At 64.3% G+C, this 15,068-nt stretch carries 11 protein-coding genes; 7 read left to right on the top strand and 4 right to left on the bottom strand.

Features of this window, described 5'->3' with window-relative positions:
* Window positions 1–160 precede the first annotated feature (160 nt).
* The gene (locus G3O00_RS04385) at window positions 161–1,240 is read left to right on the top strand and encodes a porin (protein WP_206142225.1); all 1,080 of its coding nucleotides are present in this window, start codon (window positions 161–163) and stop codon (window positions 1,238–1,240) included.
* A 130-nt stretch (window positions 1,241–1,370) separates the two neighbouring features.
* Entirely contained in the window at window positions 1,371–2,030 is a 660-nt protein-coding gene (locus G3O00_RS04380) for a TetR/AcrR family transcriptional regulator (protein ID WP_011354796.1), read from the top strand.
* A gap of 88 nt (window positions 2,031–2,118) precedes the next feature.
* Here G3O00_RS04380 and G3O00_RS04375 read toward each other — a convergent pair whose 3' ends face one another.
* Complete coding sequence (locus G3O00_RS04375; RefSeq protein WP_346778954.1) at window positions 2,119–3,324, bottom strand: LysR family transcriptional regulator; 1,206 nt, start codon at window positions 3,322–3,324, stop codon at window positions 2,119–2,121.
* A gap of 782 nt (window positions 3,325–4,106) precedes the next feature.
* Here G3O00_RS04375 and G3O00_RS04370 point away from each other — a divergent pair.
* From G3O00_RS04370 to G3O00_RS04350, 5 genes are all read left to right on the top strand, one after another.
* Window positions 4,107–5,204 carry an efflux RND transporter periplasmic adaptor subunit gene (locus G3O00_RS04370; protein WP_277399251.1) on the top strand — a complete coding sequence of 366 codons (1,098 nt, stop codon included), beginning with the start codon at window positions 4,107–4,109 and terminating at the stop codon, window positions 5,202–5,204.
* Window positions 5,205–5,215: 11 nt separating this feature from the next.
* Window positions 5,216–8,374, top strand: coding sequence for an efflux RND transporter permease subunit (locus G3O00_RS04365; RefSeq protein WP_206142203.1), 3,159 nt, complete (start codon window positions 5,216–5,218; stop codon window positions 8,372–8,374).
* The gene (locus G3O00_RS04360) at window positions 8,371–9,819 is read left to right on the top strand and encodes an efflux transporter outer membrane subunit (protein ID WP_174929644.1); all 1,449 of its coding nucleotides are present in this window, start codon (window positions 8,371–8,373) and stop codon (window positions 9,817–9,819) included. Before G3O00_RS04365 ends, G3O00_RS04360 begins: the two co-directional genes overlap by 4 nt.
* Window positions 9,820–9,984: 165 nt before the next feature.
* The gene (locus G3O00_RS04355; RefSeq protein ID WP_206142202.1) at window positions 9,985–10,587 is read left to right on the top strand and encodes a TetR family transcriptional regulator; all 603 of its coding nucleotides are present in this window, start codon (window positions 9,985–9,987) and stop codon (window positions 10,585–10,587) included.
* 52 nt (window positions 10,588–10,639) lie between these two features.
* Window positions 10,640–11,176, top strand: a complete 537-nt coding sequence (locus tag G3O00_RS04350; protein WP_206142201.1) for a MarR family transcriptional regulator — start codon at window positions 10,640–10,642, stop codon at window positions 11,174–11,176.
* 209 nt (window positions 11,177–11,385) lie between these two features.
* On the opposite strand, the gene G3O00_RS04345 is transcribed toward G3O00_RS04350, so the two are convergent.
* The 3 genes from G3O00_RS04345 to G3O00_RS04335 form a co-directional block, all read right to left on the bottom strand.
* Window positions 11,386–12,981 carry a bifunctional 3-(3-hydroxy-phenyl)propionate/3-hydroxycinnamic acid hydroxylase gene (locus G3O00_RS04345; RefSeq protein WP_206142200.1) on the bottom strand — a complete coding sequence of 532 codons (1,596 nt, stop codon included), beginning with the start codon at window positions 12,979–12,981 and terminating at the stop codon, window positions 11,386–11,388.
* A gap of 115 nt (window positions 12,982–13,096) precedes the next feature.
* Entirely contained in the window at window positions 13,097–14,017 is a 921-nt protein-coding gene (locus G3O00_RS04340; protein WP_206142199.1) for a VOC family protein, read from the bottom strand.
* Window positions 14,018–14,079: 62 nt separating this feature from the next.
* Window positions 14,080–14,928: a fumarylacetoacetate hydrolase family protein gene (locus G3O00_RS04335; RefSeq protein ID WP_206142198.1), complete on the bottom strand. Its 849-nt coding sequence runs from the start codon at window positions 14,926–14,928 to the stop codon at window positions 14,080–14,082.
* Window positions 14,929–15,068 lie beyond the last annotated feature (140 nt).

Raw genomic sequence — 15,068 nt, 5'->3', positions numbered from 1 at the left:
TTTGAATGGTCGGTCCGATCCAATTGATTCGATATCCTATTTGAGTGAGGTTGGGATTGATCTGAAAAAGTATCGGGTGGCAGGTATTTCGATTAGGAATCCATTAAATAAATACGATTCTCTGCGTGCTGTAACTCATCAGGAAAGACAGGAGAGGGACATGGAAGGTGGATGGAAGGTATCTCGTAAGGGCGCGGCGATCGCGGTGGCAGGTTCGCTGATGGGCGGTGTGGCTCACGCCCAGAGCAACATCACGCTTTACGGCATTGTCGACGCGGGGTTGTTGTACACGAGCAAGACGGCCGGCGCCAACGGTCAGAACCTGGGGCACCAGTTCTCCGCCGTCGACAGCGGTTCGCTGCCGTCGCAGTTTGGCCTGACGGGCACGGAAGACCTGGGTGGCGGCATGAAGGCGTCGTTCAAGCTGGAGAGTGGCATCAACATGCGCAACGGCGGCTTCGACGACTCGAACGGGAACCTGTTCGGTCGCCAGGCCTATGTCGCACTGGAAAACCAGTTCGGCAAAGTGGCGATCGGCCTGCAGTTTTCACCGTTCTTCCTGTCCTTGCTCGACACCGACCCGCGCGGGTTTTCGCAGCTGGGCAGCGGCCTGATCATCTATGCGGATACCGTGACCGGCACGGGCGCATTCAACTCGAATGCCGTGTCGTACACCAGCCCGACCATCGCCGGCTTGCAGGGCAAGGCGATGCTGGCACTCGGTGGAGCCGCGGGCAATTTCCAGGCCGGCCGTCAGTATTCGGCAAGCCTGAAATACACGGTCGGCAATCTCCTGATCAGCGGAGGAATCTATTCCGGCAACAGCGGCGGTACGGTGTCGACGCCGATCCCGACAACGGTCGCATTCTGGGGGCGCGCGATCGGCGCCACCTACAATTTCGGCGTCGTCACGGCGAAGGCGCAGTTCGTCAACTACAAGGTGGCGCAATCGTACGATTCCAACGTCTACAGTGCGGGGCTCGACAGCTACGTCACGCCGCAGTTGAATCTCAACGGCGGTATCTATTTCACCAGTGACCGGAATCACACGGCGAATCATTCCATCATGGGCGCCGCCGGGGCCACCTACAACCTGTCGAAAAGCACGGCGCTCTATGCGCAAGTGGCTGTCGTGAACAACCACGGCACGATGAACACCGGCATTTCGGCAGACGGGGCGCTGTACGGTGTTCAGGGGACGACCGTGGGTGCCGATATCGGTATCCGGCATTTCTTCTGAGCGGCGGGTGTCGGCGTGGCGGGTATGTCGGCGTGAACGATCGCGGCGCGTTATCGACGATAACGGCCCGGGGCGGGCAAGATGCGCTTGGTATACTTCGACATCTTCCCGCCTTCGACGTCATTCCTGCATGCCCAGCTCCGATACTTCGGCCAAGCGCCAGCCCACAGCCAAACGCACCAGGGGACGCCCGTCCGGCACTGCGCACGTCGGTTTCGATTCGCTGCTGCGATGTGCGCGGCAGCGGTTCGCCAAGCAGGGCTACGCGGCAACCAGCGTGCGGGAGATTGCAGGTCTTGCGGGCGTCGATCCTGCATTGATGGCCCATCATTTCGGATCGAAAGAAGGGCTGTGGACCGCGGTCGTCGACCAGCTGGCCGCGCAGCTGGCACAGCTGATCGAGACGACGAAGCAATTGCGCAACAGCCGGATGTCGCCGATCGAACGAATCAGGCAGGCATTGACACTGCTGACCGACAGCGTGTTCGAGAACCCGGATATCGGCATGTTTCTCTCGACCGCCACGACGGAGCACGGCGAGCGCCTGAACGTACTCGTCGAAAGACTGATCAGCCCCTATCGTGACGCACTCATTCCGCTTCTCGAGGATGCAATCGAAGCCGGCAAGATGAAGCCTCACGATCCCGAGCTGTTGCACGCGATGATCGTGAATTCGATCAGCAACACGATCTCCTACGGGCACGTGCTCGAGAAATTTTCGACGCTGCCGGAGCAACCCGAAAAATTCAAGCAAGGGGTGCTGGAGATCGCAATGGGGCTGCTGCGATAACCTGGCCGTCGTGCCGACGTCCCCGCGATGCGCGTGGTGATGAAGGTCGCCAGGCCTGTGCGTCATGCTGTCGAGCGGGCAGCGGCTGTCACGCGATCTCCGCGGTTGCCTGGTATTGCGCCGGTGCGGGGCAGTGCGGTGCGGTTCCCGATTCGTCGAACGTCGCCAGCAGATGGTCGATGAAGGTTCGCACCTTGGCGGGCAAGTGGCGACGGCTGGGGTAGACGATGCCGAACGTCGGCGCCGGGGCCCAGTGATCCGGAAGGACACGCTTCAGCGTGCCTTGCTCGAGTTCCCGTTGGACCAGTGCGGGCTGGATCAACGCGATTCCCATGCCTGACAGGACCATCTGCATGAGGAAGTCGATGTTGTTGGCCACGACGGCCGGATTGCACGTGATCGTGACGGTGCCGTCGGCACTGTCCAGATGAAGCTCGGATTTACCGCGCTGGGGGCCCGAGATCGCGAGGTACGCGTGCTCGGCCAGCTCCGCCGGGTGCGTCGGCTCGCCGCGCCGCTGAAGATAGCCGGGCGATGCAACGGCGATGAGCGGCGCGCTGAAGACTGCGCGTGCGACGAGGCTCGTGCATGACAACGACGACAGGTCGACGATGCCGGCATCGTAGCCGTCTGCGACGAGATCGACAGGGCGATCGACCAGCACGGGAACCGGCAGTACCTCCGGATACGAATCGCAATAGTCACGCAGGCACGACGACAGGTGCCGCAGCGACAAGCCGACGGAGACCGCTACACGCAGGGTTCCGGACGGCGTTTGCGTGGGCACCGATACCGCATGCTCGACCTCGTCGAGCTTCGCCAGAATGTCGCTGACACGCGTGTAGTACGTCTTCCCGAACTCCGTAAGCGACACGCTCCGCGTCCTGCGGACGAGCAGGCGCCTTTCCAGCTGTTCCTCGAGCCAGTTGACGCGACGGCTGATCATCATTTGAGAGATGCCGAGGCGGGTGGCCGCACGGATAAAGCTTCCGTCGTTCACGACCTGTACGAACGACCGCATCGATTGAAGTTTGTCCATATCCGTTTTCTGGTTCAGGCGCCGTTCCCATCCCGGGCATGCCGGGCCTCGCAATCGCGGCGGCCGGCTGGCGCACGGGAACGGCCGTCTGTGTAGTTCGCAAGCGATATTCAACGAATGATGAATAAAATGATATCGCAAAAATGGCCCCGCGTGAAGATTGCCGGCCGCCGCGTGTCGCAGTCCTGCACCACCACGATGCTTGAGCGCGTCGAGTGCGCCGGCAGTGCAGGGCGGTGGCGGCACTGTCGACACCCCGGCTCGATTCGACGCGTGGCCCCCGTCCGAGGGGATCGATCACGTAAACGCATTGACCGTCGGGGCATATGGCGCATCGCTCGCGTTATCTGAGCATGGCTTCTATCGGCCGCCTGCTTCGCCGCGTGCGAGCCGCCTGACGCCGCCTCGAGCGTGCCGTGACGTGGCACGACGTGACGATCGAACGGTTGACAGCGTCGCGACGGATGCCCTACCATCGCAATAAATCAACAAGTGATGAATAAATTTCGACCATGAGGATTCCGGCCATCGGGGACGGATAGCGCACAGCGCGCTCTGCTTCCGCCCTGGCAAGACAGGCGCCCGGCAACCCGGGTTGCATGCCTGCCGCACCGGGTGGATGTCCCGTCGCATCGCGTGCTCATTCGTACGAGTGAGTCGTTGCGTCGGTCGTGCGTTAACGGGCGGGAGGTTCGGCACCGTTAACGTCCTTTCTTATCGATCAGTACACCTACTGAATGGGTGGGAGTCATGCTGCGCGCAAAAATCGTTGAATCCGGTGCCGCTTGCCGATTCGAGGCTGCGTGCGGCGGATCGTATGTGCGTCGCGACGGCGGATGCGCCGAGCAGGCGTCCATATGGGCAGACGAACCGGACTTGTCGTTCAGCCCGGCGCACGGAGGGGCTTCCCCAGTGGCGGCCGGATTCGCAACGTTGAGAGTGAGAAACATGAAACGAACAGTGAGGGATGTTGTATGTACCGGATGATCATTCCCAAGAGAACCGCCTTGCTTGCGACGTGTGTCGTAGTCGGGTCGATGGCTGTCGCCGGATGCCAGAAGAAGGAAGCCGCGGTGGCGGCTGTCCCCGAGGTCGGCGTGGTCACGCTGCAGCAGCAGGAGATCACGCTCAAGTCGTTGTTGCCGGGTCGCGCGAATTCGTGGCGTGTTGCGGAAGTGCGCCCGCAGGTCAACGGCGTGATCAAGCGCCGGCTCTTCGTCGAAGGCGACGATGTCAAGCAGGGCCAGCAGCTCTACCAGATCGACGATGCGCCGTACAAGGCCGCGTACGAGAAGGCGCGCGCCGCGCTGGTATCGGCGCAGCATCTCGCCGAGCGCAATGAAAAGCTGCTTGCCGACAACGCGGTGAGCCGTCAGCAGTACGACGACTCGGTGTCCTCGTATCGCCAGGCACAGGCCGATCTCGATACCGCGAAGGTCAACCTGGACTACACGAAGGTCTACGCACCGATCGCCGGGCGCATCGGCCGCTCGCTCGTGACGGAAGGCGCACTGGTCACGAACGGCCAGTCCCAGTCGATGGCGGTCATCACGCAGCTCGATCCCATTTATGTCGACGTGACGCAGTCGTCGTCCGACATGCTGCGCCTGCGCAAGGAACTCGCCGACGGCCAGTTGCAGACCGCTAGCGCGGGCGCAGCCAGTGTCGGGCTGTTGCTCGAGGACGGCACGTCGTATGCGCACGGCGGCACGCTGAAATTCTCCGAAGTCAGTGTCGACGAAGGCACGGGCTCGGTGACGTTGCGTGCCCAGTTCCCGAACCCGGATCACCAGATCCTGCCGGGCATGTTCGTGCGCACGAAGCTCGACGAGGGCGTCAAGCGGGACGCGATCCTGGTGCCGCAGCAGGGCATCACGCGCGATACGACGGGCACGCCGGTGGCCTGGGTCGTCGATGCCGACGGCAAGGTGCAACTGAAGCAGCTCGCGGTGGACCGGACGGTCGGCAATACCTGGCTCGTCCGCTCGGGGCTGAATGCGGGCGAGCGCGTGGTGACCGAAGGCGTGCAGAAACTGCAGGTCGGCATGAAGGTCGTCGCGGTGCCCGCGACGAACGTCCATGTCGACCTGGGTGACGCGCGCATTGCCGCGCCGTCTACGGCTAACGGCAGCTAGTCGGAGCGCGCATGTCACAGTTCTTTATCAGGCGGCCCATCTTTGCGTGGGTGATCGCCATCGTCATCATGCTGGCCGGTTATCTGGCGATTCGGTCGTTACCGATCAACCAGTATCCGAACATCGCGGCGCCCGCGGTGTCGATCACGGTCAGCTACCCGGGCGCGTCCGCGCAGACGGTTCAGGACACGGTCGTCCAGCCGATCGAGCAGCAGCTCAACGGTCTCGACGGCCTGCGTTACATGTCGTCGGAAAGTAACGCCGACGGCAGCATGACGATCGTCGCGACGTTCGACCAGGGCACCAACCCCGATATCGCGCAGGTCCAGGTGCAGAACAAGCTGTCGCTCGCGACGCCGCTTCTGCCCCAGGAAGTGCAGCAGCAGGGGATTCGCGTCGTCAAGTACCAGATCAACTTCATGATGGTCGCGGCGCTCGTTTCCGAAGACGGAAAAATGTCGAGCGGCGACCTCGGCAACTATCTGGCGTCGAACCTCCAGGATCCGATCCTGCGAACGAAAGGGGTGGGCGACTACCTGCTGATGGGTTCGCAGTACGGGATGCGGATCTGGCTCGATCCGGCGAAGCTCGACAGCTATTCGCTCACGCCGCTCGATGTCACGAACGCGATCCGGTCGCAGAACGTCCAGGTATCGTCGGGCCAGCTTGGCGGCCTGCCGACGCGGCGTGGCGTGGAGCTGAGCGCGACCGTGATCGGGAAGGTGCGCCTGCGTACCGCCGACGAGTTCAAGCAGATCCTGCTCAAGGTGAATGCCGACGGTTCGCAGGTCAAGCTCGGCGACGTCGCGACCGTGAGCCTCGGGCCGGAGAACTACTCGATCTCGAGTATGTACAACGGCAAGCCGTCGGCCGGTATCGCACTGCGTCTGGCGACCGGCGCGAACCTGCTCGAGACGGTGGAATCCGTCAAGAAACTGCTCAAGGAACAGGAACCGCTGTTGCCGCCTGGCGTGAAGATCGTCGTTCCGTACGATACGTCGCCGGTCGTTCATGCGTCGATCCACGAAGTGGTCAAGACGCTGATCGAAGGCATCATCCTCGTGTTCCTGGTGATGTACCTGTTCCTGCAGAACATCCGCGCGACGCTGATTCCGACGCTGGCGGTGCCGGTCGTGCTGCTGGGTACGTTCGGCGTGCTCGCCGCGTGCGGCTTCACGATCAACACGCTCACCATGTTCGGCATGGTGCTGGCGATCGGCCTGCTGGTCGACGACGCGATCGTCGTGGTGGAGAACGTCGAGCGCGTGATGACCGAGGAAGGGCTGAGCGCGCGGGAAGCGACCAGCAAGTCGATGGGGCAGATCCAGGGCGCGCTGGTCGGTATCGCGATGGTGCTGTCGGCCGTGTTCCTGCCGATGGCGTTCTTCGGCGGATCGACGGGCGTGATCTATCGCCAGTTCTCGATCACGATCGTGTCGGCGATGGCGCTGTCGGTGCTGGTTGCACTGGTGTTCACGCCGGCGTTGTGCGCGACGATGCTCAAGCCGGGCGACGCCGATCATCACGTGAAGAAGGGCTTCTTTGGGTGGTTCAACCGCACGTTCGACCGCGGTACCGACCGCTACGAAGGTGCGGTCGCGGCGATCCTGCGCAAGAAGGGCCGCTACATCGTCATCTACCTGCTGATCGTGGTCGGCATGGGCTTCCTGTTCACGCGCATCCCGACGGCCTTCCTGCCGGACGAAGACCAGGGGACGCTGTTCGTTCAGCTCCAGATGCCGGGCAATGCATCGGCGGAACGGACCGAAGACGCGTTGGCGAAGGTGCGTGACTACCTGTTGAAGGACGAGGCGGATATCGTCGAATCGGTCTACACGGTGAACGGCTTCAACTTCGCGGGGCGCGGGCAGAACTCCGCACTGGCATTCGTCGGGCTCAAGCCGTGGGCCGCGCGCAAGGGGAGCGACACCACTGTGTTCGGCCTTGCACAGCGTGCGGGTGCGGCGTTTTCGAAGATCAAGGACGGCATCGTGATTCCGATCGTGCCGCCCGCGATCATGGAAATGGGCAACTCGCAGGGCTTCGACGTGTACCTCCAGGATCGGACCGGTCAAGGCCACGACGCGCTGATGGCGGCACGCGACCAGTTCCTGAAGCTCGCGCATGCCAACCCGCTGCTGGCCAACGTTCGCCCGAACGGCATGAACGACGAGCCGCAGTTCCACATCGATATCGACGATGAGAAGGCGCGTGCGCTGCAGGTCAGCATCGCCGATATCAACGATACGATGACCGCTGCCTGGGGTTCCCAGTACGTGAACGACTTCGTCGATCGCGGTCGTGTGAAGAAGGTGTACGTCCAGGGCCTGCCGGATGCGCGCGTGGGTCCGGAGGATCTGTACAAATGGTATCTGCGCAACGGCAACGGCCAGATGGTGCCGTTCTCGGCGGTGGCGTCGGGGCATTGGGAATACGGTTCGCCGAAGCTCGAGCGCTACAACGGCATTCCGGCCGTCGAACTGCAGGGCCAGCCGACCGCCGGCCACAGCTCGGGCGAAGCGATGCAGGAGATCGAGAAGATCGCGGCGCAGCTGCCGAACGGATTCGGGCTGGCGGTCACGGGGCTGTCCTATGAGGAACAGCTGTCGGGCTCGCAGGCGCCGGCGCTCTATGCACTGTCGATCCTGATCGTGTTCCTCTGTCTTGCCGCGCTGTACGAGAGCTGGTCGGTGCCGCTCTCGGTGCTGATGGTCGTGCCGCTCGGCGTGATCGGCGCGGTGGTCGCCACGCTCGCGCGCGGCCTGACGAACGACGTGTTCTTCCAGGTGGGCCTGCTGACAACGGTCGGCCTGTCCGCGAAGAACGCGATCCTGATCGTCGAGTTCGCGAAAGAGCTGTACGAAAAAGAAGGGATGTCGCTGATGCAGGCGGCCGTTCAGGCGGCACGGCTGCGGCTGCGCCCGATCATCATGACGTCGATGGCGTTCGTGCTCGGCGTGCTGCCGCTCGCGATCTCGAACGGCGCCGGCTCGGGCAGCCAGCACTCCGTCGGCACCGGTGTGGTCGGCGGGATGATGACCGCGACGTTCCTGGCCGTGTTCTACGTGCCGCTGTTCTATGTGCTGGTGACGGGCCTGTTCTCGCGCGGCAAGAAAGGCAAGGCCGACAAGGCCGACGACATCGACAAGGTTGACGAGGTGACCGCATGAAGATCCTGAAACTCGCGGTATTGCCTGCGGCGCTGCTGATGGCGAGCTGCACGATGATCCCAACCTATCATCGTCCCGACCCGTCGGTTGCCGCGCAATACGCGGCAACCACACAAGACACCGCCGGCCAGCCGGCGGCCGCGGAAGTCGGCTGGCGCGACTTCTACACCGACCCGCACCTGCAGACGCTGATCGGCATGGCGCTGGAAAACAACCGCGACCTGCGCGTGGCCGTGCTGAACATCGAAGCGGCGCGCGCGCAGTACCGGATCCAGCGGGCGGACCTGCTGCCGACGCTGTCGGCCGGCGCGTCCGGGTCGATCCAGCGGCTGCCGTCGGACCTGTCGACGACGGGCCAAGCCGGCGTCACGCGGTCCTACAACGTCGGGGGCGTCGCGTCGTACGAGCTGGACCTGTTCGGCAAGATCCGCAGCCTGACGGAGCAGGCGATGCAGACGTATCTGGCGACCGAGGCGACGCGCAAGGCCACCCAGATCAGCCTGATCGCCGAGGTGGCCACTGCGTGGCTGACGCTGCAGGCCGACCAGGACATCAAGGCGCTGACGGCCGACACGCTCGCCAGCCAGCGGGCGTCGCTGAAGATCACCGAAGCGGGGTACCGGAACGGCACGTCGTCGCTGCTCGATCTGCGTCAGGCCGAGACGACCGTCCGCTCGGCGGAAGCGAATCTCGCGCAGTACGACCGGCAGGTGCGGACCGACATCAACGCGCTGACGCTGCTGGTGGGCGTGCCGCTCGACGACGCACTGCTGTCGCGCGAACCGCTTGCGACGGTCAGGTTCGACGAGGACCTGCCGGCCGGACTGCCGTCGGATCTGCTTGCGCGGCGCCCGGACATCATCGCCGCCGAGCATCAGCTGATGGCCTCGAATGCGAACATCGGCGCCGCGCGCGCGGCGTTCTTCCCGAGCATTTCGCTGACGGCGAACGGCGGTACGGCCAGTGCGTCGTTGCGCAACCTGTTCGATCCCGGCAGCGCGGCGTGGTCGTTCGGGCCGACGATCAGCGTGCCGATCTTCGACTACGGGCGCAACAGCGCGAACCTGGCGGTGTCGAAGGTCAATCGCGACATCGAGGTCGCGACGTACCAGAAGGCGGTCCAGACGGCGTTTCGAGAGGTCTCCGATGCGCTCGACGGTCGTGCGACCTGGGGCCGGCAGGAAACGGCCCAGCGTCTGCTGGTGGAGGCGAGCCAGTCCGCGTACCGGCTGTCCGACGCGCGCTATCGCGCGGGCGTCGACGGGTATGTGGACGTGCTCGTCAACCAGCGTTCGCTGTACGACGCGCAGCAGAACCTGGTCAAGGTCCGGCTGTCGAGGATGTCGAACACGGTCGACCTCTACCGCGCATTGGGCGGCGGCTGGCAGGACCGGACGGTGAAAGCCGACGTGTCGACCGGGCAGGCCGCGCATCCGCCGGGTTGACCCGTACGCCGACTTGAAGCAGGACGCCGCAACGGGCCCGGCCCGTTCGGTGATTCAGGATGCGTGCCCCGGCACCCGGGGCACGCAAATCGCATGCCCTTACCGGGCCGCTGCGATGTGACACGCGAGCCATCCCGACCCGGATGGACGTTCGGAAACGTTATGGTGAAACGAACCCGTGAACAGGCACAGGCGACACGGGCCATCATCGTCGAGTCGGCACAGGGCGTGTTCTTCGATCATGGCTTCGCGCATGCGTCGCTCGAGGAAATCGCCCGCCGGGCCGGCGTCACGCGCGGGGCCGTGTACTGGCACTTCGAGAGCAAGCTCGACGTGCTCGATGCCATCTTCGCCGATGCGGCGATTCCACTGGACCCTTTCCTGATTGCGTCGCGACACGATGCCGAGCATGAGCTCGACGCGCTGATCGATGCACTCGGTGCGTGCTGGCGGATGGCGACGCGCTCGAAATTGTCGCGCCGGCTGTACACGCTGTCGTACACGCGATGCGAAAACGCGAAGGAAACGGCGGCTTTCTGCGAACGGGTTTGCCAGGCTGGGTACGCGGCGGAACAGCGCATCGATGCATGGTTGCGTCGTGCGATATCGGCCGGGCAGCTGGCGAGCGAGCATGAACCGGCGGTGATCGCCAGCGTGGTTCACGCGACGTTGAGCGGATTGCTGCACCGGGAATTGACGCGGCCAGGATGCCGCAATCCGGACAGGGTTGAGGTGACCGAAGTGGTCCGGACCCTGATTCAAGGATGAATGCATCGGGCGCTCGACGAAGGGCGTTGCGCCGCGATCCATGAGTGCTGTGATGAATCCCGTACCAACAGAGTTTGAAATCGCGAAAGAACAATCCGGTGAAATGGCACCAGGAATGTCCGGTTCGAATTCCGTCATTCCGGAAAGGCGCCACCATCGCATGTCCATCGTGACATTGCTGTCGGCTGCCGATTCGTTGCAGTCCCGGTGCATCGACCGGCGCGTCGAGCAGGCGCTCGGCATTACGAAGTCGCAGGCGTCGATCCTGCACGTGCTCGATTGCGGTGCGCCGTTGACGGCCGGCGAACTGGCCGATGCCTGCGGCATTGCCGGCAGCGCGGTGACGCGTCTGGTGGACCGGCTGGAGGCGCGGTATCTCGTGGAGCGGGCGCAACGGGACGATGACCGCCGTATCGTCTACGTGTCGCTCACGTGTGACGGGCGTCGGATCGCGGCCGCGTGGCGCGATCTGCAAGACGAGATCCAGTGCGAGCTGCGTGCCTTCGCGAGCGACGACGAGCTTCGAATGCTGGGCAATTTGCTGTCGCGCATGCTCGGCAATGCAGCGGGAGGCGAGGCGAGTGGATGAACGGCAAGGCCGGTTCGTCGGTACGTGCCGAAAGGCGGCCTTCGTCCATTCTTCCCGGGTGCTGAAGGGGAGCGCTTGCCGTTCCCGGATCGGCCGTCCCGACAATTTCTTGCGTGCATACGTCTTCCCATCGCTTCAGCCCTGACCGCTTTGGCCGCGGAGCAGTGCTGCCTCCGCGGGTTTTCATACGGTGTCCGACGTTCCCCGGCTCAGGCGGCGAGTGCGAGCTTCGACGCGAGCATCGCGACGAGCGACGGCAATTCCGCGAGCGAGCCGACCGCGCCGAACACGTAGTAGTCGGGGCGCACGATGATGGCCCTGGCGTGCTGTTCGTTGAAGAACGCCTGGTACTTGCCGCTGACGTCGTACAGGATTCGCCCGGCGACGACCTTGCTTTCGTCGTGCGTGATGCCGATCGTCTGCGCGCCGATGCGGGCGAGGGTGGCCTGCGTGCCGGCGTCGAGATGCGCGTCCGGGTCCGCATCGAGCACGATGACGTGAAAACCGTTCGGAATCGCGTCGTCGTAGCGCATCACTTCGCTGTCGTTGCGCACCTGGCCGTGCACGCTCAACTGGCCGGCAATGCCGCCGTCCGCCGAATTCTGGTCGACCCGGATCACGCCGTCGGTCAGCCCCGGGAACGGCGGCAGTGGCGGCACCTGGCCGGACAGGTAGGCTTCGTCGCGTTGCGCGGCTGTCTGCGGATCGGCGATGCACACGACCTTGCCCATTTCGATCGACGCGTCGATTACCGCGCGAACCTGCGGCCGCCGCTCAGGCGTGTAGCCGTCGAGCAGGTCGTCCGACGCGATGCCCTTCAGGATCAGGTCGAAACGCCACGCCAGGTTCCACGCGTCGCGCAGGCCGGAACACATGCCCTGGCCCATGAACGGCGGCATCTGGTGCGCCGCGTCGCCGGCAAGCAGCACGCGCTGCTTGCGCCACGTCTGTGCGATCAGCGAGCGGAACGTGTAGACCGCGTAGCGTACGAGCGTCGCCTGATCCGGCCCGACCCACGGCGACAGCAGCGTCCACACCTTCTCGGGCTTCTGCATCTCCTCGAGCGTTTCGTGCGGCAGTCGCATGAACTCCCAGCGCCGATAGCCGGGACCACCAGGCACCATCGTGGTCGGGCGCGCCGGATTGCACCACTGGCCGATGTCGGGCACGTCGAGCTTCACGCCTTCGTTCGGCTGCAGGTCGACGACGAGCCAGTCTTCCTGGAAGCCGAGATCGGCGAACGGGATGTCGAGCGACTTGCGCACGAAGCTGTTGGCGCCGTCGGCACCGACCACATAGCGTGCGCGGACGGTCAGCGTCTCGCCGGTTGACGTCCAGACGCCGTTCACCATGCGCCCTTGCCCGACGGTCAGCTCGCAATGGTCGGGCAACTGTTTCAGTCCAATCGCTTCCCAGCCCTGGTTGACCGACACGTTCGGCAGCGACTTGGCCTTGCGATCGAGCAGCGCTTCGAGCGACGGCTGGTTGAACAGGTAGCCGACGGGGCCGTCGCTGATCGATTCAGCGGACCAGTCGATCTCGACCAGCGTTTTCCAGTCGGCGTTGAACCACTGGTACATCGACGAGGGCTGCGAGATCGCCTCGACGTCGTGGCCGATCCCCATCGCGTGAAAGACGCGGCGTATCTCGTGGTCGTGGAAGACCGCCCGGGGCAGCGGATACAACGACGGCCAGCGTTCGACCACGGCGACGTTGTAGCCGCGTTCGCCGAGAGCGATGGACAGCGATTGTCCGACCGGGCCGTAGCCGATGATGACGACGTCGTAGAGGTTCTGGTCAACCATTTGAATCACCTGCAAGAAAGCGAGTCGTGCCCTGGCACCAGGGAATCTGGCAGCCATACAGTGCACGTCGGTGAGAAATCGATTCGTTCAGCCGGGCGGCTTCACGCGAGTGCCCTTATTCCGGGGCCTCGGTGTTGTGAACGAAGTTGCCGGGGACCGGCGGCCCCCACAGGTACAGCGAGTCTTCGGGCGGGAAGTCGCCCGCCGGCCAGGGGTGGCCGGCCGACACGAAGTCGATGTCGGCGGAATACTCGCAGAACGAGCCCCACGGATCCTCGACATAGTGGAAGTAGTTCGAGCCAAGCACGTGGCGCCCCGTGCCCCAGCCCTTGTCGTAGCCGGCCGCGGCCATCTGCGACGCGCCTTCGCCGACCAGGTTCACGTCTGCCACGTCCCACGCGGCGTGATGCCAGCCGCGTGCGCCGCTCTTCGCGAATGCGACCAGGTGGTGGTCGCTGCCGTGCGGCGCATGCGTGAACGCGATGATGTCCTGCGACTTGTCGGACAGCTGCAGCCCGAGCGCGTCGTGGTAGAACGCGATCGCGCGCAGCACGTCCGGCGTGAACAGCAGCACGTGCGACAGCCGGTCGGGATGAACCGTCTTCGATTCCGAGCGCGTATGCGAGCCGCGCGCGTCGGCCGCGCTGCCGGCGACGACGTTCCGCGTCTTCGCACAAGGGCTGGTCTTCGGCCCGACCTTCACCTGCAGCAGGTTGCCGTCCGGATCGTGGAACCACACGCCGTCCTGGTCTTCGCCCGTGACCGGGTCGGCGCCGGCCGCGACGATTCTCGCGTAGAGCGCGTCGAAGTCGGCCGCGTAGCAGTTGAACGACAGATACGCGAGCGATTTGCGATCGGCGGGCAGGATGCGGGCCCAGCGATGGCCGTCAGTCGCGTACAGCGAGAGTTCCTGGCGATCGCCGCCCGTGCGTTCGACGCGCAGGCCGAAGCTGCGATAGAAGTGCTCGGCCACGTCGAGTGACGGCACGTTCAGGGCGAAGTGGTCGATCGAGTGGACGGCCGGGGTGGGGGGCATGTCAGTCTCCGTTGTCGTGTGCGCCCGCGCGTGGGCGGGCGCTGCATCACGATGGCCGAAAGTCAGCGGGCGGCTTCGTCCGCGATCACGTTGCGCAGCGTGCCGATCTGCTCGACGCTGACTTCGCACACGTCGCCGGCCTTCATCAGCAGCTTGGGCGTCCGCGCCCAGCCGATGCCCGAGGGCGTGCCCGACACGATCACGTCGCCGGCCTCGAGCGTGATCGCCTCGCTGATGATGCTGATCAGGCTGGCCACGTCGAACACCATCTCGTCGGTGCTGGCCGACTGCACGACTTCACCGTTCAGTCGCGTTTCGAGGCGCAGGCCCTTGACGCCGGGCGGCAGCTCGTCGGCGGTCACGAGGTCCGGGCCGAACGCGCCGGTGCCGTCGAAGTTCTTGCCGACGGTCCACTGCGGGGTCTTGAACTGGTATTCGCGCACCGAGCCGTCGTTGAACACCGAGTAGCCCGCGACGTGCGAGAGCGCATCGGCCTTGCCGATATGGCGGCCGCCCTTGCCGATGACCACCGCGATCTCGCCTTCGAAGTCGAGGCCTTCGGAATCGGTGACGGCGGGGCGGATCATCGGCTGGTCGTGCGCGATCAGGCTGGTGGCGACGCGGAAGAACAGCGTCGGGTAATCGGGCTGCTCGTACTTGCTCTCCGACGTGTGATCCGCGAAGTTCAGGCCCACGCAGATGATCTTCGGCGGACGGCGCAGCGGCGGGAGCAGCTTCAGGCCGCTGGCGGCGACGCGTTCCTGCGCGGCTGAACTGCTCGCGTACTCGACGAGATTCACGCCGCGGGCAAGCAGCGATTCCAGTGTTTCGTCGCCGAGCACACGCACCGTATCGCCTTCACGCACACCCAGCGTTGCCTTGCCGTTCTGTTCAAAACTGACCAATCGCATATCCATCTCCAGTAACGTGCCACGGGGTCGAATGTTTCCGGGGCATCGATTTGACGAATTCGTCATTTCTTCATTCTAGTTGATTTGATAAAATCGTCAATTAGGCTTGGGTTGGGAGAAACCCGAATGCCGTGCGTCGC

The sequence above is a fragment of the Burkholderia sp. Ac-20384 genome (assembly GCF_017104605.1).
GTDB classification, from domain to species: domain Bacteria; phylum Pseudomonadota; class Gammaproteobacteria; order Burkholderiales; family Burkholderiaceae; genus Burkholderia; species Burkholderia lata.
The sequence above is the reverse complement of the archived record's forward strand: the minus strand, read 5'-3'. Positions and strand labels throughout refer to the sequence as shown.

Bases quoted from the DNA above. Each gene is read 5' to 3' on its own strand.
- G3O00_RS04385 (WP_206142225.1), top strand. From the start codon at position 161: ATGGAAGGTGGATGGAAGGTATCTCGTAAGGGCGCGGCGATCGCGGTG.
- G3O00_RS04380 (WP_011354796.1), top strand. From the start codon at position 1,371: ATGCCCAGCTCCGATACTTCGGCCAAGCGCCAGCCCACAGCCAAACGC.
- G3O00_RS04370 (WP_277399251.1), top strand. From the start codon at position 4,107: ATGGCTGTCGCCGGATGCCAGAAGAAGGAAGCCGCGGTGGCGGCTGTC.
- G3O00_RS04365 (WP_206142203.1), top strand. From the start codon at position 5,216: ATGTCACAGTTCTTTATCAGGCGGCCCATCTTTGCGTGGGTGATCGCC.
- G3O00_RS04360 (WP_174929644.1), top strand. From the start codon at position 8,371: ATGAAGATCCTGAAACTCGCGGTATTGCCTGCGGCGCTGCTGATGGCG.
- G3O00_RS04350 (WP_206142201.1), top strand. From the start codon at position 10,640: ATGAATCCCGTACCAACAGAGTTTGAAATCGCGAAAGAACAATCCGGT.
- G3O00_RS04345 (WP_206142200.1), bottom strand. From the start codon at position 12,981: ATGGTTGACCAGAACCTCTACGACGTCGTCATCATCGGCTACGGCCCG.
- G3O00_RS04340 (WP_206142199.1), bottom strand. From the start codon at position 14,017: ATGCCCCCCACCCCGGCCGTCCACTCGATCGACCACTTCGCCCTGAAC.
- G3O00_RS04335 (WP_206142198.1), bottom strand. From the start codon at position 14,928: ATGCGATTGGTCAGTTTTGAACAGAACGGCAAGGCAACGCTGGGTGTG.